This is a genomic window from Pontixanthobacter luteolus (genome assembly GCF_009828095.1).
Taxonomy (GTDB): Bacteria; Pseudomonadota; Alphaproteobacteria; order Sphingomonadales; family Sphingomonadaceae; genus Pontixanthobacter; species Pontixanthobacter luteolus.
The window spans coordinates 502,741-521,707 of record NZ_WTYP01000002.1; the positions used below are offsets into that span (position 1 = coordinate 502,741).

General features: G+C 60.1%; 18 protein-coding genes. 10 read left to right on the forward strand and 8 right to left on the reverse strand.

Going from position 1 to position 18,967, the window contains the following annotated elements:
* Position 1: 1 nt before the first annotated feature.
* Genes fdxA through GRI43_RS10960 form a run of 3 tightly spaced genes read right to left on the reverse strand, consistent with a single transcriptional unit; the run spans position 2 to position 3,188 of the window.
* Complete coding sequence (fdxA, locus tag GRI43_RS10950) at positions 2-340, reverse strand: ferredoxin FdxA (RefSeq protein WP_160731146.1); 339 nt, start codon at positions 338-340, stop codon at positions 2-4.
* Between the two features lie 49 nt (positions 341-389).
* Entirely contained in the window at positions 390-611 is a 222-nt protein-coding gene (locus GRI43_RS10955; RefSeq protein WP_420850002.1) for a S4 domain-containing protein, read from the reverse strand.
* 45 nt (positions 612-656) lie between these two features.
* A complete protein-coding gene (locus GRI43_RS10960) occupies positions 657-3,188 on the reverse strand; it encodes a helicase-related protein (RefSeq protein ID WP_476742320.1) in 2,532 nt (843 codons plus the stop codon).
* 190 nt (positions 3,189-3,378) lie between these two features.
* Between GRI43_RS10960 and GRI43_RS10965 the strand changes: the two genes are divergently transcribed.
* From GRI43_RS10965 to GRI43_RS10990, 6 genes are all read left to right on the forward strand, one after another.
* Positions 3,379-5,016, forward strand: coding sequence for a M23 family metallopeptidase (locus GRI43_RS10965; RefSeq protein ID WP_235903733.1), 1,638 nt, complete (start codon positions 3,379-3,381; stop codon positions 5,014-5,016).
* 97 nt (positions 5,017-5,113) lie between these two features.
* The gene (hemB, locus tag GRI43_RS10970; protein WP_160731148.1) at positions 5,114-6,109 is read left to right on the forward strand and encodes a porphobilinogen synthase; all 996 of its coding nucleotides are present in this window, start codon (positions 5,114-5,116) and stop codon (positions 6,107-6,109) included.
* Positions 6,102-6,659 carry a GNAT family N-acetyltransferase gene (locus GRI43_RS10975; RefSeq protein WP_160731149.1) on the forward strand — a complete coding sequence of 186 codons (558 nt, stop codon included), beginning with the start codon at positions 6,102-6,104 and terminating at the stop codon, positions 6,657-6,659. The genes hemB and GRI43_RS10975 overlap by 8 nt, the downstream gene beginning before the upstream one ends.
* Positions 6,652-7,212 (forward strand): GNAT family N-acetyltransferase, encoded by a 561-nt coding sequence (locus GRI43_RS10980; protein ID WP_160731150.1) that lies wholly within the window; start codon positions 6,652-6,654, stop codon positions 7,210-7,212. Before GRI43_RS10975 ends, GRI43_RS10980 begins: the two co-directional genes overlap by 8 nt.
* Positions 7,209-7,799: a gamma carbonic anhydrase family protein gene (locus GRI43_RS10985; protein WP_160731151.1), complete on the forward strand. Its 591-nt coding sequence runs from the start codon at positions 7,209-7,211 to the stop codon at positions 7,797-7,799. The genes GRI43_RS10980 and GRI43_RS10985 overlap by 4 nt, the downstream gene beginning before the upstream one ends.
* Entirely contained in the window at positions 7,786-8,070 is a 285-nt protein-coding gene (locus tag GRI43_RS10990; protein ID WP_160731152.1) for a DUF167 domain-containing protein, read from the forward strand. Before GRI43_RS10985 ends, GRI43_RS10990 begins: the two co-directional genes overlap by 14 nt.
* Before the next feature lie 9 nt (positions 8,071-8,079).
* On the opposite strand, the gene GRI43_RS10995 is transcribed toward GRI43_RS10990, so the two are convergent.
* From GRI43_RS10995 to GRI43_RS11015, 5 genes are all read right to left on the reverse strand, one after another.
* Positions 8,080-8,595, reverse strand: a complete 516-nt coding sequence (locus tag GRI43_RS10995) for a DUF1993 domain-containing protein (RefSeq protein ID WP_160731153.1) — start codon at positions 8,593-8,595, stop codon at positions 8,080-8,082.
* A gap of 52 nt (positions 8,596-8,647) precedes the next feature.
* The gene (locus tag GRI43_RS11000; RefSeq protein WP_160731154.1) at positions 8,648-10,243 is read right to left on the reverse strand and encodes a cisplatin damage response ATP-dependent DNA ligase; all 1,596 of its coding nucleotides are present in this window, start codon (positions 10,241-10,243) and stop codon (positions 8,648-8,650) included.
* A 1-nt stretch (position 10,244) separates the two neighbouring features.
* Positions 10,245-11,249: a ligase-associated DNA damage response exonuclease gene (locus GRI43_RS11005; protein WP_160731155.1), complete on the reverse strand. Its 1,005-nt coding sequence runs from the start codon at positions 11,247-11,249 to the stop codon at positions 10,245-10,247.
* A gap of 74 nt (positions 11,250-11,323) precedes the next feature.
* Positions 11,324-13,723 (reverse strand): ATP-dependent Clp protease ATP-binding subunit ClpA, encoded by a 2,400-nt coding sequence (gene clpA, locus GRI43_RS11010; RefSeq protein WP_160731156.1) that lies wholly within the window; start codon positions 13,721-13,723, stop codon positions 11,324-11,326.
* Between the two features lie 110 nt (positions 13,724-13,833).
* Positions 13,834-14,037 carry a DUF1192 domain-containing protein gene (locus tag GRI43_RS11015; protein ID WP_160731157.1) on the reverse strand — a complete coding sequence of 68 codons (204 nt, stop codon included), beginning with the start codon at positions 14,035-14,037 and terminating at the stop codon, positions 13,834-13,836.
* Positions 14,038-14,200: 163 nt separating this feature from the next.
* Between GRI43_RS11015 and GRI43_RS11020 the strand changes: the two genes are divergently transcribed.
* From GRI43_RS11020 to GRI43_RS11035, 4 genes are all read left to right on the forward strand, one after another.
* Positions 14,201-15,178 (forward strand): NAD(P)H-quinone oxidoreductase, encoded by a 978-nt coding sequence (locus GRI43_RS11020; RefSeq protein WP_420850010.1) that lies wholly within the window; start codon positions 14,201-14,203, stop codon positions 15,176-15,178.
* Positions 15,171-15,788 carry a glutathione S-transferase family protein gene (locus GRI43_RS11025; protein WP_160731159.1) on the forward strand — a complete coding sequence of 206 codons (618 nt, stop codon included), beginning with the start codon at positions 15,171-15,173 and terminating at the stop codon, positions 15,786-15,788. The genes GRI43_RS11020 and GRI43_RS11025 overlap by 8 nt, the downstream gene beginning before the upstream one ends.
* A 547-nt stretch (positions 15,789-16,335) precedes the next feature.
* On the forward strand, positions 16,336-17,073 hold the full coding sequence (locus tag GRI43_RS11030) for a DUF1013 domain-containing protein (protein WP_160731160.1): 738 nt from the start codon (positions 16,336-16,338) through the stop codon (positions 17,071-17,073).
* A 147-nt stretch (positions 17,074-17,220) separates the two neighbouring features.
* On the forward strand, positions 17,221-18,933 hold the full coding sequence (locus tag GRI43_RS11035) for a long-chain-fatty-acid--CoA ligase (protein ID WP_160731161.1): 1,713 nt from the start codon (positions 17,221-17,223) through the stop codon (positions 18,931-18,933).
* Positions 18,934-18,967 lie beyond the last annotated feature (34 nt).

Sequence of the window (18,967 nt, forward strand, 5' to 3'; positions counted from 1 at the left end):
TCTAGTCGCCTTCGCCTGGCTCGGGGGAGAAGAATTTCTCCAGCTTGCCTTCCATGCCCTTGTAGTCGTCGGCGTCGGCCGGCGGTTCTTTCTGGCTGGTGATGTTTGGCCATTCAGCGGAATATTTTGTGTTAAGCTCGAGCGTTTTTTCCAGGCCGTCTTCGGTATCGGGCAAGATCGCTTCGGCCGGGCATTCAGGTTCGCACACACCGCAATCGATGCATTCGCTGGGGTTGATGACCAGCATGTTTTCACCTTCGTAGAAGCAGTCCACCGGACACACTTCGACACAATCGGTGTATTTGCATTTGATGCACGCTTCGGTGACGACATAGGTCATATCTGCGCGGTCCTTCTATCCTGTAACGCTTTGGCCCTGCTATGGCACGCTAGCCGCGTGGGTCAAGCAGGTGATAGCAAGCTTGCGCCTCTGCGGGTGGCCCTCGCCGTGTGGGCAGGCAGGTAATTTCGGCGATCTCGATGCGGTCTCCGATCGGCAAAGTCAGGACATCGCCAACCGAAACAGCATGGCTGGCCCGGGTCACGCGGCGGCTGTTACACCGGATGTGCCCCTGATCGACCAAGGCGTGTGCCTGACTGCGCGTTTTCACGAAACGCAAACAGCAAAGCAGCCGATCGATCCGCATTCGCGCCCGCTACCGAACCAGCTTGGCCAGTTCTGCAAAGGCGTTGCCTTCGCGCGGAGCCTGCGGCTGCTGTCGCTGTTCCTTCTTGCGCGACGGGCGCCATTCCCAGCCATCGGGGCGGGGCGGGCCAAACTGCCCTTCGCCGAGCTGCTTTGCCGGATGGATGCGAAAACCTGCTGCGCCCAGCAGCCGTTTGAAGCTGTCGGCGGTTAGGCCAGTCGAGATTGCGAGCGAGGGATCAATCGCAAATCGTTTCTTGCCGGATTTGGCGCGTACTTCATGCGCGGCCTTGAGAATTTTCTCGGCGACATCGATCCGGACGAATTGTTTGCCCGCCGGGCGGTATCCGGAAGGCAGCTTCCCTTCGCCCGCAATGACGGGAATCATGGCCGGCTGAAGCGGCCTTCGATCAAGCCCGCCCGCCTTGAGCAATTGCCGCGGCGCGGGTTTAAGCAGTGCAGGCGCAAAAATGTCGAGCGCGCCGAACGTGACACCAAGACGGCGCAGGAACGGTCTCATTTCCTTCGGCAAATGTTGAAGCCCGGCTTTTTCACGTGAAACATACCCGTGCCCAGCAATCAGGGTCAGCAACAAAGCGCGGGCCTCGGAACCTGCGCCGGCGTCGCGCGTCGCCTGTTCCATTTTCGCCAGCGGGGCGATTGGCTCAAGCTTCGCCGTCAGCCACCGCTCCAGCGCCTCAATCAGCGCGCCCTTGTCAGGATCGTTCAGGATCGCGAGTTCGCGTGCTGGCGTGAGTACCGGACGTGCGGCACCTCCGCCGAATTCGATCGAGGCGAGGGTCTGGCCCAGCCACCGGATCGCTCCTTTTTCCAGAACGAGTTCGTCCATGGTGCCCGCAGCCAGGGTGCGTGCCCGCTCTCCAAGGATGCGCGGCAAGGCCTTTTCGCCAGCTGCCAACAGCATCTTGCGGTCAGTGTGGTCAGCAGAAGGGTCCACGGTGAAGCGAAAACCGGTGACGGTGCCGATGGATTCGTCCTCCACCAGCAGATTTCCGTCTTCGGCCAGCGTTACCGGCAAGATCGAGGCATCCTGGCCCAGGCTTTTCATCAACAATGCAGTCCTTCTGTTTACAAATCTCTCGGTCAGGCGGCCATGTAGCGCATCGGACAGCTTGGCTTCCACCGCCCGTGCGCGAGCAGCCATTTCATCGCGTGCCAATACCCAATCCGGCCTCTGGCAGATATAGGCCCAGCTTCGGATCGCTGCGATCCTGCCTTGCAGGGTGTGAATGTCGCCCTGCATATTGTCCAGTTCCGCAATCCGCGCGGCTGCGTAATCAGCGCCGAGATATCCGTCACGCAAATCCTGCCACAGGCGCGCCACGAAACGGGAATGCGTCTCCGCACCTTGCTGGCGGAAGTCAGGCAGCGAACAAACTTCCCAAAATCTGCGGATTTGCGCTGGCCCCTTGACGTCCCTGCCGATGGCATCGTCCGCCAGACGCTTCAGAACCGCGAGATCGATGGTTTCCGGCATCGCCCTCAGTTCTGGTTCGTGGGGGTTGCGCTCCAGATCTGCGATCAGCGTTCCCAACGTGTCGAACCGGGGCTGAGAATCGCGCCACAGCAAATGGGTTAACGGAGCAAAGCGGTGCTCCTCGATCGCGTAGATCTCCTCCTCGCTGAACTCTGCCGGTTCGATGCCTTTATCTCGAGTGCCGCCGGTACCCGAAAGCGTGCCAAATGTGCCGTCGCGCTGGTGCCGGCCTGCGCGCCCGGCGATCTGGGCCATTTCAGCGGGGAACAGTCGCCGCTGCCGCACTCCGTCGAATTTGCGCAGCGAAGCGAAAGCAACGTGATTGATGTCGAGGTTAAGGCCCATTCCGATCGCATCGGTGGCGACGATGTAATCGACCTCTCCGGACTGGAACAGTTCGACCTGGCGGTTGCGGGTCTCCGGGCTGAGCGCTCCCATGACGACTGCCGAACCCCCACGAAACCGGCGAAGCATTTCAGCGACGGCGTAAACCTGCTCGGCAGAAAAGGCGACAATGGCGCTTCTGGGGGGCAGGCGGGACAATTTGCGCGGGCCGATATGCGTCAGGGTGGAAAAGCGCGGCCGCTCGACGATTTCCGCACCGGGCAGCAAGGTCCGCACCAGCGGCTCCAGCGTTGCAGCGCCCAGCAGCATGGTTTCCTCGCGACCACGGGTGTGGAGCAAATGGTCGGTAAAGATATGTCCGCGCTCCCGGTTCGCAGCCAATTGCGCCTCGTCCAGCGCGACAAAAGCCAATTCGCCATTGGGCCCGCCCTGTGTCTTGGGCATGGCCTCCGCCGTGCACAGGAAATACCGGGCATTTGGCGGTTCGATCCGCTCCTCTCCGGTGATTAGCGCAACCTGTTTTTCGCCTTTGATGGCGACGACCCGGTCATAAACTTCCCGCGCGAGCAGACGCAGAGGGAAGCCCATAGCGCCGCTTGAGTGCGCGCACATGCGCTCAATCGCCAGATGCGTTTTGCCCGTGTTGGTCGGGCCGAGCACGGCCTTGATATTGGAATGGCGAGGGTTTCGGGAATTCACCGTCCGAATGTGGCACCCAAGCGCCTCTGCGACAACCACCGACCTGCCCGGATCAACAGCCTGCCGCGAAGATACGCCCGATTACCGCATCTTAAATCGGTATTAACTTTAAATTGGCAGGAAAATCGGCAATCAGGCGTGCACGGGTCGGGGTATTCGAATTTTCGTGCGCCCGCAGCAGGAGAGCGCGTTGTTCAATCCGCGCAAAAATGGACAGGCCGATGCGGCCGGCAGCGATGATGCCGCTGCAAGTTTCGACGATGGGCAGTGGCGCACCGTCGCGCTTACCCATGCGCAGATTGTCGATGACGAGCGGCCGCAAATAATCCAGCGTGCGGGTAGCCTTGCGGAACGGTTCGACGAATGGCGTTTCTCCGCTTCGGAAAAGCTCGAAAAACTCGATCTTGCGCCTGACCTTGCGGAATCGATTGGCAGTGGCCGCTGGTTCCGCGGACTTGGGACAATGATCGCCTTGTCTGCAGTGGCTCTGGCGATGTGGCCCGACGTCTCTCCGCTCGAAGCGGCACCGGCAATGGAAATCGATGAGACCGTGCGCGACGAATTCCGCAGCCAGATGATAATGCCCTTGGCGCTTGGCGCGGATTCAGGCCGCCATATGGGTGCGACCCCCGCCGTGGTGGAACTGGCGAGTGCACCCGAACGGCCAAGTCTGGACTTCGTGGCGACGCTGGCGCGGGGCGATAGTTTCGGCCGCATGCTGCAGCGCGCGGGCGTCGGTTCGTCCGATGCGCAGCGCGTCAGCGAATTGATCGCTCGTTCCATCCCGCTCAGTGATATCGAATCCGGCACTCAGGTAGACATAACGTTGGGCCGCAGACCCGCACCGGGCGAGGCGAGGCCGCTTGACGCCATCAATTTCCGCGCGCGTTTCGACCTTGCGCTGCAGATCGACCGGGTGGACGGAAACCTTTCCCTGAAACGCATCCCCATCCAGGTCGACGATACCCCGCTGCGTATTCGCGGCAAAGTGGGTGCCAGCCTGTACCGCTCGGCGCGTGCTGCGGGTGCGCCTGCAAGCGCGGTTCAGCAATATCTTTCCGCACTGGGTGACCAGATCGACCTTGATCGTTCAGTCCGCTCGACCGACACATTCGACATCATCATTGCTCACCGCCGAGCGGCGACTGGCGAACGTCAGGCAGGCAAGCTGCTGTATGCCGGTGTCGACCGCGGGGGTCAGGCCAAGACACAATTGATGCGCTGGGGCGATGACGGACGTTTTTACGAGGCATCGGGCGTTGGCGAGCAGCGCAACGGGCTGATTGCCCCTGTGCCCGGCCCGATCAGTTCGCGTTTCGGCATGCGTCGCCATCCGATCCTTGGTTATCGCCGCATGCATTCCGGACTCGATTTTCGTGCTGGCAGCGGAACCCCGATCGTGGCCGTTACCGATGCCCGCGTTTCCGGCGCAGGCCGGATGGGCGGGTGCGGCAATGCCGTACGTCTCGACCACGGCGGCGGACTGTCGACGCGTTATTGCCATATGAGCCGCGTGGCTGTTCGCGCTGGTCAATCGGTGCGCCGCGGGCAAGTTATCGGGTATGTCGGCTCAACCGGTCTCTCGACTGGTCCGCACCTCCATTACGAAATGTACCGCAATGGCCGCGCAGTGAACCCCGCATCGGTCAAATTCGTGACGCGGGCACAGCTGTCGGGTGCCGATCTGCGCAAGTTCCGCGAAGCGCTGGCTGCGCTCAAGACGGTGGAAGCGGGTGCCGCGCTGACCGATCTGAAGGCAGACACGCCGGTAGAGGAAGAGCCGGTCCGCGAGATCGACAAACTGACGCAGCCGAAGAAAATCAGCTGAAGCCGGAACGCTACCGGCGGCGAGTAATCGGCGACCGAACCCGGCGATGACACCGGAAGATTGAACCGGGCGATTAAATCCGGCACATGGTTTGGCTATGACCGGACTTTACCCTGATACACGCCTGCGCCGCACCCGAGCCTCTGGATGGAGCAGGGCACTGCACCGAGAAATCGTGCTGACGCCAGCAGATTTTATCTGGCCCCTTTTCGTGACCGAGGGTGCCGAGGTCGAAGAGCCGATTACGTCGTTGCCGGGGGTTTCCCGTTGGTCCATCGATGGCATAGCCCAGCGAGCGAAAGAGGCGATTGCGCTGGGCATCCCCTGCATTGCGCTGTTCCCCAATACCCAGGCCGACCGCCGGTCGGACGATGGGACAGAGGCGCTAAACCCCGACAATTTGATGTGCCGCGCGATCCGCGCCATTCGCGACGCTTGCGGCGACGATATCGGCATTCTGACCGACGTCGCGCTCGACCCGTATACGGCGCATGGGCAGGATGGCCTGCTGGATGACCGCGGCTATGTTACGAATGACGCAACTGTGGATGTGCTGGTCGGACAATCGATCAATCAGGCCGCGGCGGGCGCGGACATTATCGCCCCTTCGGACATGATGGACGGGCGCGTGGGGGCAATCCGCGAGGCTCTTGAAAGCGGCGGCCATGTCAATGTTCAGATCATGTCCTATGCAGCCAAATACGCATCGGCATTTTACGGCCCGTTTCGTGACGCCGTGGGGTCCGGCGGATTGCTGAAGGGCGACAAGAAAAGTTACCAGATGGATCCGGCCAACGGGGAAGAGGCGTTGCGCGAGGTTGCGCTGGACCTTTCCGAGGGGGCTGACAGTGTCATGGTCAAGCCGGGTCTGCCGTATCTGGACATTGTGCGCCGAGTGAAAGACCGGTTCGAAGTGCCTGTGTTTGCCTACCAGGTGAGCGGGGAATACGCGATGATCGAGGCCGCCGCCGCCGCCGGCGCTGGCGACCGCAACGCGCTGGTGATGGAGACACTGACCAGTTTCAAGCGGGCCGGTTGTAGCGGCGTGCTCACTTATCATGCGCCTGTCGCTGCGCGGCTTTTAAATGGCTGATTTCCGCCACGAGACGGAGCGGCTGGTCCTGCGCGACTGGCGCGAGGAGGATTGGGAGCCTTTCTGGGAGGCGACCAACACTCAGGCGGTTATGCGCTGGCTCGGCGGCGTATGCGATGCGGAGAAGCGGACAGGGGCGCGGCATAGGCTGGAAAGCTACCGTAAGGAACACGGCCATACGTTCTGGGTGGTGGAGCGCAAATCCGATCGGTCGATCATGGGCTTTTGCGGCCTGAAACGCTGTAACCAGCAAGGCGGGCCCGTCGGGATGATGGAGATCGGCTGGCGCCTGCGCGAAGACGCATGGGGCAAAGGCTATGCCAGAGAGGCCGCACTTGCATCGCTGGACCTTGCGTTCGAGCGTTTCCGCGCCGACGAAGTTATCGCGCTGACTGTTGAAGGTAACGCGCCCAGCTGGGGCCTGATGAAGCGGCTGGGCATGCGCAGGCGTGCCGACCTGGATTTTGCGAATTCAGATTTCGATGCCGAGACAGGAACAATCATCGTTTATTCCATCGACCGCAAGGAATGGAGCGGCGTGCGTGCCTGACATTATCGCGGAAACCGAGCGCTTGATTCTCAGAACGATCGACGAAGGTGATGCAGAAACGCAGGACCGCCTGCTCAACACGCCTACCGTTATGGCGCGGCTCGGCGGGGTCAAGGAATTGCATGAAATCGAGGCCAAGCATGCCAAGAGCATGGCGCTGTATGCGCGCGAGCGATTCAGCTTCCTTTTCATGATCGAGAAGGAGACCGGCGAAATGGTCGGTCATTGCGGGATCAAGCGCGTCGACAACCCGCTGGCAAATAATGTCGGCGACCATGAAATTGGTTGGCTTGTCCGCGAAGATCGCTGGCGGCGCGGCTATGCGGAAGAGGCAATGCGCGCCGTACTGAATTGGGCATTCGGACCTGTAGATGCGCCCTATGTCGTGGCGCTAACCAGCAAACCGAATGTGGGAAGCTGGAAACTGATGGAAAAGCTCGGCATGGTCCGGCGTGAGAATCTCGATTTCGAGGATCCGTCTTATCCGCCCGAAGACCAGTTGGTAATCCAGTATAGTCTGACCAGACAGCAATGGCAGGAATGTAAATTATGAGCACCACCCGCCCCGGCGTGACGATTATTCCCATCCACGGGAAAACCCCGAAGATTCACGACAGCGCGTTCGTTGCGCCTGGCTGTGTCATTGTGGGTGATGTCGAGATCGGTGCTGACAGTTCTGTCTGGTACAATTGCGTGCTGCGCGCCGATGTCAGCCGTATCGTGATTGGCGAAAGGTCGAACATACAGGATGGCAGTGTGGTCCATTGCGATCCGCCGCGCCCCGGCGACCCGGATGGATCCCCGACAGTGATTGGTGACGATGTTCTGGTCGGCCACATGGCCATGGTCCACGGCTGCACGATCGAGGATCGCGGCTTTGTCGGCCTGGGTGCGATTGCCATGAACAAGGCGCGGATCGGCTCCGACGCGATGTTGGCCGCCGGGGCAATGCTGACCGAAGGCAAAGTGATGGAGCCGCGGCAGCTGTGGGCCGGTCGTCCGGCAAAGTTTCTGAAGGAACTGAACGACGCGGCCATTGCTGGGATGCGCATCGGCGTCGCGCATTATGCGCAGAACGCGCGCGATCACAGCTCTGCCATTGGCGCGATGGGGGCCGGCGCGGTCGATGGCCAGGCCTAAGGCCAATTTACCTGACAGCGCCGCAATTAAAGCCCTGGTAGACGCGCAGGGCAGGCTGCCGGTGCGTGTCACGCCCGGCGCCCGGACCGAGCAGATCGAAGTCGGCGAAGGCGTGCTGGCCGTTAAACTGCGGGCCAAACCTCAGGATGGGGCTGCAAACACAGCTCTGATCAGGATCGTCGCCAAAGCGATCGGCTGCGCGCCGTCCGAAGTGGACTTGTTGCGCGGCGCAACTGGCAGAGACAAGCTGCTCCGGATTCCGAACGAGTAAAGCCGGCGATCAGCTGCCGGGCATCTTGGTCGCGTATTTGTACATGTGCGGCAAGAAATCCGCCTTGCCGATATCCAGTCCTTCTGACCGAAGGATCGCGTAGGCCGTGGTCAGGTGGAAATAGAAATTCGGCATCGACCAGTCGCGTACATATTGCTCGGCGGTCATGGTGAACTCCATCCCGTTGGGTAGGTCGATAACCAGGCTCTCCTCCGCCGGGACCAGTTCGCTTTCGTCGATGGAACCAAGGTAGTCCTGCATATTTGCCAACACCGCCTTGGCATCGGCAAACGATGCGTCGTCCTCGTCGCGCGAGGTGAACTTGCGGCCTGTCAGTCTCTCTGCCGCTTCACCGGGCTGGTTGGACAGGAACCTGATCTGCACAGCAAGTGGGTGCATATCATCTGCCAGCTTCGCGCCGAGCAGATCGTTACCCTTCGGATGTGCTTCGGCCTTGGTCAACAGACCGGAAAGCATGGTCAGTCCCTGGCGGTACACTTCGATCGATTGTTGGTAGAGGGTCATCACGAATTCTCCTTTGCCGGAGGAGATATCCAATTAGGTTTCTTATGGCAACTTAATTAGAGATGAGGTTGCGCAACGTTTCGATACGGTCGGCCTCATGCGCGGGTTTGTCCCAGCGGATCCGGTGTATCCGGGGGAACCGCATCGCCAGTCCGGACTTGTGCCGCTTGCTCTGATGGACACTGTCGAAAGCCACTTCCAGAACCATGGCACGTTCAACTTCGCGCACCGGGCCGAACCGGTTGAGTGTGTTTTGCCGCACAAACCGGTCGAGCTTCTTAAGCTCTGCATCGGTGAATCCGGAATAGGCTTTGCCTACTGGCAGGAGGTCTGCCCCTGCGTCGGGGTCACCGTCCCAGCAGCCAAACGTGTAGTCCGAATAGAAGCTCGAACGCTTTCCGCTGCCGCGCTGCGCATACATCATTACGCAGTCCACCAGCAGGGGGTCGCGTTTCCATTTGTACCATAGCCCGGTCTTGCGCCCGGCAATGTACGGGGCATCGCGGCGTTTGAGCATCAAGCCTTCGATCGCATCATCCCGCGCGCTTTCCCGAATCTCTGCCAATTCTTCAAAGCTTTCGGCATGGACAATCTGCGAAATATCAAAATGGCTCTCTGGCAGACGCGGCACGAATTGCTCAAGCCGTGCGCGGCGTTCCTGCCATCCCAGCTCACGCAAATCCTGCCCTTCGATCAGCAGAGAATCGTATAGCCGTACGAATGCCGGCGCCTCTGCCAGCATCTTCTTGCTGACGGTCTTTCGGCCGAGCCGCTGTTGCAGCGCGTTAAAGCTGGCTGCGCCGCCTGCCTCGCCGCCTTGCACGTTGCCGCGAACAAGCAGTTCACCGTCGAGAACGGCGGGTATCTGCAACGCATCAAGCAGTTCGGGGAACGTGGCGGAAATATCATCGCCGGATCGGGAATAGAGACGCGTCTCGCCCGCAACATGCACCAGCTGCACCCGGATGCCGTCCCATTTCCACTCTGCCGCATAGTCCTCCATCGAGACCACTGCTTCTTCCAAGGGATGGGCCAGCATGAAGGGGCGAAACAGCGGGACATTCTCGGTGTCTGGCGGCTCAGCGCCGTCTGCTGCCCAGGCGAAGAGTTCGGAGTATGGCGGCGCTAGTGCGTGCCAATATTCCTCGACATCGTCGACCGACACATCGAACGCCTGTGCAAACGCTGTCTTCCCCAACCGTGCCGAGATGCCAATCCGCATTGCACCTGTGGCAAGCTTCAGCAGGGCATAGCGGCCCGAACTGTCGAGCCGATCGAGCAGCCGGGGCAATTCTGTCGCCACCGATGAACGGGTCATTGTGCCAAGCAAATCGACTGCCTCCGCAACACCGGGTGGCGTTTCGACGTCGCCGATCGGCTCCGGCCACAGGAGGCTAGCGGTTTCCGCAGTATCGCCAACGAAATCGCGGCTGAGGGCCCACAGCACAGGATCAACCCGTTCTTTCATCGCATTGCGTATCGCGGAGGATTTGACCGCCGGAAAATCTAGCCCGTCGGTCAGCGCGGCAAGGGCCCAGCCGCGGTCGGGATCGGCCACGGTGCGCAAAAACTCCGCAATCAGGCGAAGTTTCTCGTTGCGGCTTCGGGTGTAGACCAGCGCGTCGATAAGGGCGGCAAATTCTTCCACCCTATTCGTCTTCTTCTTCGCGTCCGACAAGCGCAAGGGCCCGGGCACGGCGCTGATTCAGCTGGCACCAGCGAAGAAGCGCCTCTTCGCGGCCGTGGGTGATCCAGCTTTCCGAAGGATCAACCTCGCGGATTGTCTGCGTCAATTCATCCCAGTCGGCGTGGTCGGAAATGATCAGGGGCAATTCTACATTGCGCTGCCGCGCCCGCTGCCGAACGCGCATCCAGCCGCTGGCCATCGCGGTTATCGGATCGGGCAGGCGGCGGCTCCACCGGTCATTCAGCGCGGATGGGGGGCAGACCACCACCGAGCCGCGCATTGCGTCTTTGTCGTGATCCGCAACCAGCCTCAGCTCGCCCAAGTCTACACCGTGTTCCTCATAGAGCCGGCACATCTTCTCCATCGCGCCATGCAGATAGATCGGATCGTGATGCCCGGCTGCGCGAAGTTCGGCGATAACCCTTTGCGCCTTGCCCAGCGCATAGGCGCCCACCAGCACACATGCGTCCGGGTAGGCGGCAAGCCGGTCGGTGATCTTCGCAATCTCTTGTCTGATCGGAGGGTGGCTGAACACCGGCAGGCCGAACGTCGCCTCTGTAATCAGGATGTCACAGGGGGTTACTTCGAAGGGCGGGCAGGTTGGATCGGGCCGCCGTTTGTAATCGCCGGTTACTATCACCCGCTCGCCTGCGTGTTCGAGCAAGATTTGCGCGCTTCCCAGCACGTGACCTGCGGGAATGTATGTCGCATCTACCCCGCCCTTCAAACTCAGCGTCTCGCCATATGCAACGGGGGTTGCACCATCAGCAGTTGCGTAGCGCAACTTCATGATTGCCAGCGTTTCCGGAGTGGCGACGGTCTTGCCGTGACCGCCGCGCGCATGATCTGCATGGCCGTGTGTGACCAGCGCATTGTCCACCGCACGAGAAGGGTCGATCCAGCAGTCTGCGGGCGCGACATAGATGCCGTGGGGGTGGGGCTGTATCCAGGAAAAGTCTGCGGCCATGCCTCTGAAACAAGAACGGGGCGCGAACCGTTCCCGATCCGCGCCCCGTTTTCAGTTAAAGCCTGTTTCGGGCCTCAGCCCTGGTCATCGCCGCTGGTGTTGTCACCCGCCTCTGCATCTGGCTTTTTGCTCTCCGGCTTATCCGGAGCAGCCTTCTTCGCGGCCGGTTTCTTCTTTGGCTTGCGCTTCGGTGCTGCCTTGGGCGGGGCAGGTGTCAGTTCGAAGCTGGGCTTGCCATCCTTCACGCTGACATGGACTTCGCCGCCATCGGTAAGTTTGCCGAACAGCAATTCTTCAGCCAGCGGCTGCTTGATCTTGTCCTGGATCAGGCGGCTCATCGGCCGCGCCCCGTAGAGCTTGTCATAACCCTTGTCGGCCAGCCAATCGCGCGCATCGCTGTCGAACTGGATGTGCACGTTCTGGTCTGCAAGCTGCAATTCCAGCTGCAGAATGAACTTGTCGACGACGCGGCTGACGGTTTCCTTCCCGAGATAGGCGAAGGGCACGATCGCATCGAGGCGGTTGCGGAACTCAGGAGTGAACATCTTCTTCACCGCTTCGCTTCCGGCATCAGCCTTCGACACATCGCCAAAGCCGATGCCCTGACGCGCCATGTCGGACGCGCCGGCGTTGGTCGTCATGATCAGCACGACATTGCGGAAATCCACCGTCTTGCCGTGATGGTCGGTCAGCCGGCCATTATCCATCACCTGCAGCAGGATGTTGAACAGGTCTGGATGCGCTTTTTCGATTTCGTCGAGCAGCAAAACACAATGCGGATTCTGGTCGATCGCATCGGTCAGCAGGCCGCCCTGATCATAACCGACATAGCCCGGAGGGGCGCCGATCAGGCGCGATACGCTGTGCCGTTCCATATATTCGGACATATCGAACCGCTTCAGCTCGATGCCCATTATGCTGGCCAGCTGGCGCGCGACTTCGGTCTTGCCGACACCGGTCGGGCCGCTGAACAGGAAGCTGCCGATCGGCTTGTCCGGGTCGCGCAGTCCGGCCCGGCTCAGTTTCATGGCGGTGGACAGACGGTTGATCGCCTCATCCTGGCCAAACACGACATGCTTCAGGTCACGGCTGAGGTTTTCCAGCGCTTTCTTGTCATCCTTGGACACCGATTTCGGGGGGATGCGGGCCATCGTTGCGATGACCTGTTCGATCTCGCGCGCGGTGATTTTCTTTTTACGGCGGCTGGGCGGAACCAGCATCTGCATTGCGCCGACTTCGTCGATCACGTCGATCGCCTTGTCGGGCAATTTGCGGTCGTTGATATAGCGCGCCGACAGTTCCACGGCGGTTTTCAGGGCATCGGGGGTGTATTTCACCTTGTGATGCTCCTCGAACGCGCTGCGCAGCCCTTTCAGAATCTTCACAGTATCGTCGATCGTCGGTTCGTTCACATCGATTTTCTGGAACCGGCGCAGCAGCGCGCGATCCTTTTCGAAGTGGTTGCGGAATTCCTTGTACGTGGTCGAACCCACGCAGCGGATTGATCCGTTGCTGAGCGCGGGCTTCAGGAGGTTGGATGCATCCATCGCTCCGCCACTGGTCGCGCCTGCGCCGATAACGGTGTGGATTTCGTCGATGAACAGCACCGCATTGGGCATCTGCTCCAGCTCGTTCACGACTTGCTTCAGCCGTTCTTCGAAATCACCGCGGTACCGGGTGCCAGCCAGCAATGCGCCCATATCGAGCGAATAGATAACAGCTTCTGCCAGCACTTCAGGCACGTCGCCTTCGACGATCTTGCGCGCAAGGCCCTCTGCAATTGCGGTCTTCCCTACGCCGGGATCACCGACGTAAAGCGGGTTGTTCTTGCTGCGCCGGCACAGGATCTGGATGGTCCGGTCAACTTCTGGCCCGCGGCCGATCAGCGGGTCGATCTTGCCGCTTTCCGCCTTGGCGTTGAGGTTGACCGTAAACTGATCGAGCGCAGTCTCTTTCTTTCCGCCGCCTTCGGCAGATTTTTCTTCTTCCTGCGCATCGTCCGCACCTTGCGGCGGGCCGGCATCAAGCTGTTTTCCGCCTTTGCCGATGCCGTGGCTGATAAAGCTTACCGCATCGAGGCGGCTCATGTCCTGCTGCTGCAGGAAATAGACCGCGTAGCTGTCACGTTCAGAAAACAGCGCGACCAGCACATTCGCGCCGGTGACCGTGTCTTTACCGCTCGACTGGACATGCAGGATTGCACGCTGGATCACGCGTTGGAACCCGGCGGTCGGCTGCGGGTCCGATTCCTCATCGGTCTTTAGCGACTGGTATTCCTGATCGAGATATGTCTTCACCACCTCGGTCAGCTCGGCCAGGTTGACCCCGCACGATGTCATCACCTGTGCGGCATCCTCATCGTCGATCAGCGCGAGAAGCAGATGCTCCAGCGTGGCATATTCGTGCCGCCGGTCTGACGCATGGGCGAGGGCGGAGTGGAGACTTTTCTCGAGGTTTTGGGCAAAACTTGGCATTCAGCTCTCTTTCGAGGGATTTGAGAAACATCCTCTTTCGAGGGAGTATGAGTGTCCCTGGTTAACCGGGGATAAACGGCTTGGGATCGCAGGATTGCTTTCCCGTGGCATCAATTACCTTTTTTCCCGAACAGGGCATCTGCGGCGGCCATATGTGCTGCCGCCTTGTCCCGGTGCGCTTCGACACGGGCGATTTCCGCCTCGAGCAAAGCAATACGTACGGTCAATTCATCTTGCGAATAGGGTGCGAGATCTTCTGCTGAGAGCTTGCTCGCTGCGTCGCCTTTCGGGCGGGGACGATCATCGTCTTCCATCAAATCCCAACTTCGCAAGTGTCGGTGCTTGCTGTCAATAGAAGGTAGGGCTAGTTGCGGTGCAAACAAGGGGCCTGTCGCCGCTCGGCAACAGGAATTCACCCCTGAAAAGGAGCATTGGGGAGTTCCTGAATTGACTAAATTACCGACAAGTATGAAAGCCATGGGCTTTGACGAGCCGGGCGGGCCGGAGGTCTTTCGGCCCGAAACCTTGCCAGTTCCGCAGCCGGGGCCGGGCGAAGTCCTGATCAAGATTGCTTATGCCGGGGTCAATCGTCCCGATGTTATCCAGCGCAAGGGCCATTATCCGCCGCCGCCCGGCGCATCGCCGATACCCGGGCTGGAAATTGCCGGGACGGTGGTCGCTGCTGGCCCGGACCTTTCCGGAGAGCGGATCGGACAGGAAGTCTGCGCCTTGGTGACAGGCGGTGGCTATGCCGAATACTGCGTCGCGAAGATCGATCATTGCCTGACTGTGCCCGAGGGGCTGGACCTGGCGGAGGCCGCTGCCCTACCAGAAACACTGTTCACGGTCTGGCACAATGTGTTCGAACGCGGCTGGGCCCGTGACGGGGAAACCCTGCTTGTTCACGGCGGTACCAGCGGCATCGGCACCATGGCTATCAAGCTGGCCGGATTGTTTGGCCTGACAACGATCGTCACGTGCGGAAGCGATGAAAAATGCGCCGCCGCGCTGCGTATCGGTGCTGATCATGCGATCAATTACAAGACATCCGATTTTGTCGAGGAAGTGAAACGCATTACAGAAGGTAGTGGCTTGGAACTGGTACTCGACATGGTGTCGGGCGACTACGTGCCGCGTAACCTCGCCTGCCTGGCGGAAGATGGCCGCCATGTAACTATCGCGGTGCTCGGCGGCATGACGGCAGAGCTCAACATGGCGCAAATCATGGCCCGCCGCCTGACATTGACCGGTTCGACGCTTCGCGCACGGCCCGATGAGTTCAAGGCACTGCTGTGCGACGAGATCGCCCAGACGGTGTGGCCGGCAGTAGAAGAAGGCAAACTGCGTCCCGAGATGGACCGGGCTTTTCCGCTTGAACAGGCCGGGGATGCACATGCGCATATGGAAGCTGGCGGTCACATCGGGAAAATCGTGCTAAAAGTGGCGCATGACTGATGCACTGATTCTGCATGAAGACCCACGAAGCGGGAATTGCTACAAGATCAAGCTGACTGCGGCTCTGCTCGGCCTGACGCTGGAGATACGGCAATACGATATTCTGAAGGGCGAAACCCGCACTCCGGAATTTACCGCGCACATCAATGCGCATGGCCGTATCCCTGTGTTGCAGGTGGGCGAACGGTTCCTGCCTGAAAGCAACGCCGCGTGCTGGTATCTTGCCGAAGGCTCGCGCCTTGTCCCCGAAGACCGCTTTGCCCGTGCTGAAATGCTGCGCTGGATGTTCTTCGAACAATACAGCCACGAACCGAATATCGCGACACTGCGATTCTGGTTCCAGTATGTCGGCGAGGCCAACCTTACCCAGCAGCAGCGTGGACAGATAACGTTGAAGCGGATTGCCGGGCAGGATGCGCTGCAATTGATGGATGAACACCTCGCATCGCGCCAGTGGATGGCTGGCGGCGCGATCAGCCTCGCGGATATCGTGCTCTATCCTTACACCCATGTTGCCGAAGCTGGCGGCTTCGCACTCGAAGACTTTGGCAATATCTGCGGCTGGATCAAACGGGTCGAGATGACCGCCGGGTTTATTCCGATGGACTGACCGCCCGGCGGCTTCCCCTTCCTTTGCGCCGTCCGCGCGGCAGCGGAGCGCGGCATTCCCGGCGATCGCATGCGCCAACCCTTTCCGCAGCCCATTGCGAACGTCATCGATACATGGTCGCCGCAGACAAACGCATTGGTCCACATATTGACGACGACATGCGAGATTTTGCGCCAGTGGCGCCATGACGTCCGTGTTGTCTCCCTGCGACAGTTCAGTTCCCTATCGTGCCCGACCTTCCGGACAGGCGCCTGGCATTGGCTTTCCCTGACTGTCTCGCCCGGTTCTGCAGCGTAATCATTGTTGGCGAGGATCCGGTGAGGGCGGAGCCGGGAGCGGAATATCCGCACGCACAATTCCTTGATCGTGTGACCGAATTCTTCGCACGAATCCGGCCAATCAGCGGAAGTGCTTGCCCAAAGCGGGGCCATGCACTAAATCACCAGGCAAGCGGCCGCTCCGAAAGGGGCGGCCCTTCTATTTTCAGACGTTTTTCCTGTTGGTATTGATTCAGGAAAATCCAGAGCCCGATTGGGCGGAGAACATCATGGCTGACCAACCAAAACCGCTGATGCCGCATGCGACTGCGACCTGGCTGATCGATAACACTTCGCTTGGTTTTGAGCAGATTGCCGAGTTCTGCGGGCTGCACATTCTTGAAGTGCAGGCAATGGCCGATGACCTTGCGGGTAGCAAGTATACCGGCCGCGACCCGGTGCATTCCGGCGAACTGACGCAGGAAGAAATCGAACGCGGCCAGGCCGATTCGTCCTATAGCCTGGTCATGCAGAAAGCCCCGGTTGAAGTGACCCGGACTAAAGGCCCGCGTTATACGCCGGTGTCGAAGCGTCAGGACAAGCCAGATGGCATCGCCTGGATCCTGCGCAATCACCCCGAAGTTTCGGATGCGCAGATATCCAAACTGATCGGTACGACCCGCAATACAATCGGCGCGATCCGCGAGCGGAGCCACTGGAACATCCAGAACATCCAGCCCAAGGATCCGGTTACGCTGGGCCTGTGTTCGCAGCGCGAACTCGATGCAGTGGTTGCCAAGGCGGCCAAGAACATCAAGCCTGTCGAAGGCGAAGAAGCAGCCGAAGATATCATCTTGGAAAAGGGCCCGAGCGACCGCGAGAAATTGATCGCGGAACTGCGCGCCGAACGTGACGAAGCGCAGAAAGCTGCTTCGGAAGCGGCTCAGGAAGCGGAAGCGGCTGCATGGCTGGAAGCCAAGCGTGCGGAAGAGAATTCCGAAGATGGCGGCGAAACCGGCCAAGGCTGATTGCATGGACCGGCCCATACGGCCGGTCTGCTGATCGGTGCGCGGCTGCTGGCTGACGCACCGCATGTTTGAATAATTTCGACTTGTTGCAGCAGGATAAGGGGATTTCCCCTTGTCCGCTGCCGCTCCATGCGCCATCAAACTTACATGAATGTAAGTAGTGCCCCCAACCCGTTTGCCAGCATCGCCTATCATCACCCATCGGCGTGGGACATGCCGCTAACTCCGATGGCTTTGCCCGATATGTTCGCCGCGAGTACGCAGCGGGCGCCCGATGCTCCACTGGTGCACTTCATGGGGCGCACCTTCTCTTACCGCGAACTCTATGATGAGGCGCAGTGCTTCGCGCAGGCATTGCTGAATAGCGGGATCAAGCAGGGCGACCGCGTCGGTTTGTTTCTGCCCAATGTGCCCATCTACGTTGCCGCCTATTACGGGGCGATGATGGCCGGTGCAGTGGTGGTCAATTTCTCCCCTCTCTATTCGGTTGATGAGCTGGCTGAACAGGTCGCTGATTCCGGCACCCGGATGCTGGTTACGGTCGATGTCCCCGAACTTTATGGCACCGCTGAAAGGGTGCTGCATGGCTCTCGCCTGGAAAAACTGGTTGTCGGGCAACTTTCGTCGATGATTCCGAAGCTGAAGGGGCTGGCCATGCGGCTGGTCGCTCGAAGCAAAATTGCCAAGGTTGCCTATTCGCAAGAGGTCCTGCGCTGGCATGATCTGTGCGGTAGCAGCGGTAGCAGCGGCACCGCAAAATGCGAAGATCTTCCGCAAGCCGACCCGTCCGATCTGGCCTTGCTGCAATATACGGGGGGCACGACTGGGGCACCGAAGGGCGCCATGCTCAGCCACGCCAACCTTTCGATGAACGCGCAGCAGGTTGCGGCTATCAATCCATTTGGCAATGCCCAGAACGAAGTTTTCATGGGCGCGCTGCCGATGTTCCATGTGTTCGCCAACACGGCGTTGCTCAACCATGCCGTGGTGACCGGCGCGTCGATCGCGATGGTGCCGCGGTTTGACTCCGCGCAGGTGCTGGATGTCATCGGCACCTACCGGACAACAGGTTTCCCCGGTGTACCGACGATGTTTCAGGCCTTGCTCGACAGCCCAAAGCTGGCAAGCACCGAAATGTCATCGCTCAAGGTCTGCATCTCGGGCGGGGCACCGCTGCCGGCGCCGGTCCGCGAACGGTTCGAGGCAGAGACCGGAGTTCGGGTAGTCGAAGGTTATGGCCTTACGGAGAGTTCCGGGGTGGTGTCCGTCAACCCATATGACGGGGTCCGCAAACCCGGCACCATCGGCCAGGTCGTCCCCGGTACGCATGTCCGCTTCGTTGACAAGGAAGACGCGGCGAAACCAGCGGCTGATGGTGAGCCGGGCGAACTCGTCATCTACGGGCCACAAGTCATGCAGGGTTACTGGAACCGGCCAGAGGAAGCGGCAACGGCATTTGTCGAGCTGGATGGGGACCGCTGGCTCCGGACCGGTGACATTGCGGTCCAGGATGAGGATGGCTTCATCAAGATTGTCGACCGCAGTAAAGACATGATCGCTGTCGGCGGTTTCAAGGTTTTCCCGAGCCAGGTCGAAAATGTGCTGGTCGCACATCCGGCTGTGAAGGAAACGCTCGTTCTGGGAATGCCCGACGATTATCTTGGCGAGACCCCGCATGCCTTCGTGACCCTCAATGAAGGTCACGAAATTTCGGAAAGCGACCTCTCTGCGTGGCTCAACTCCCGCGTCGGCAAACACGAGCGGGTCACGAAACTGGTATTTCGGGATGAGCTGCCCAAGACCATGATCGGCAAACTCGATCGCAAGGCCTTGCGTGCCGAGATTGCATCAGAGGGCTGAAAGATCAGCCGCAGCCTGCTGTGATTAGTGTCTG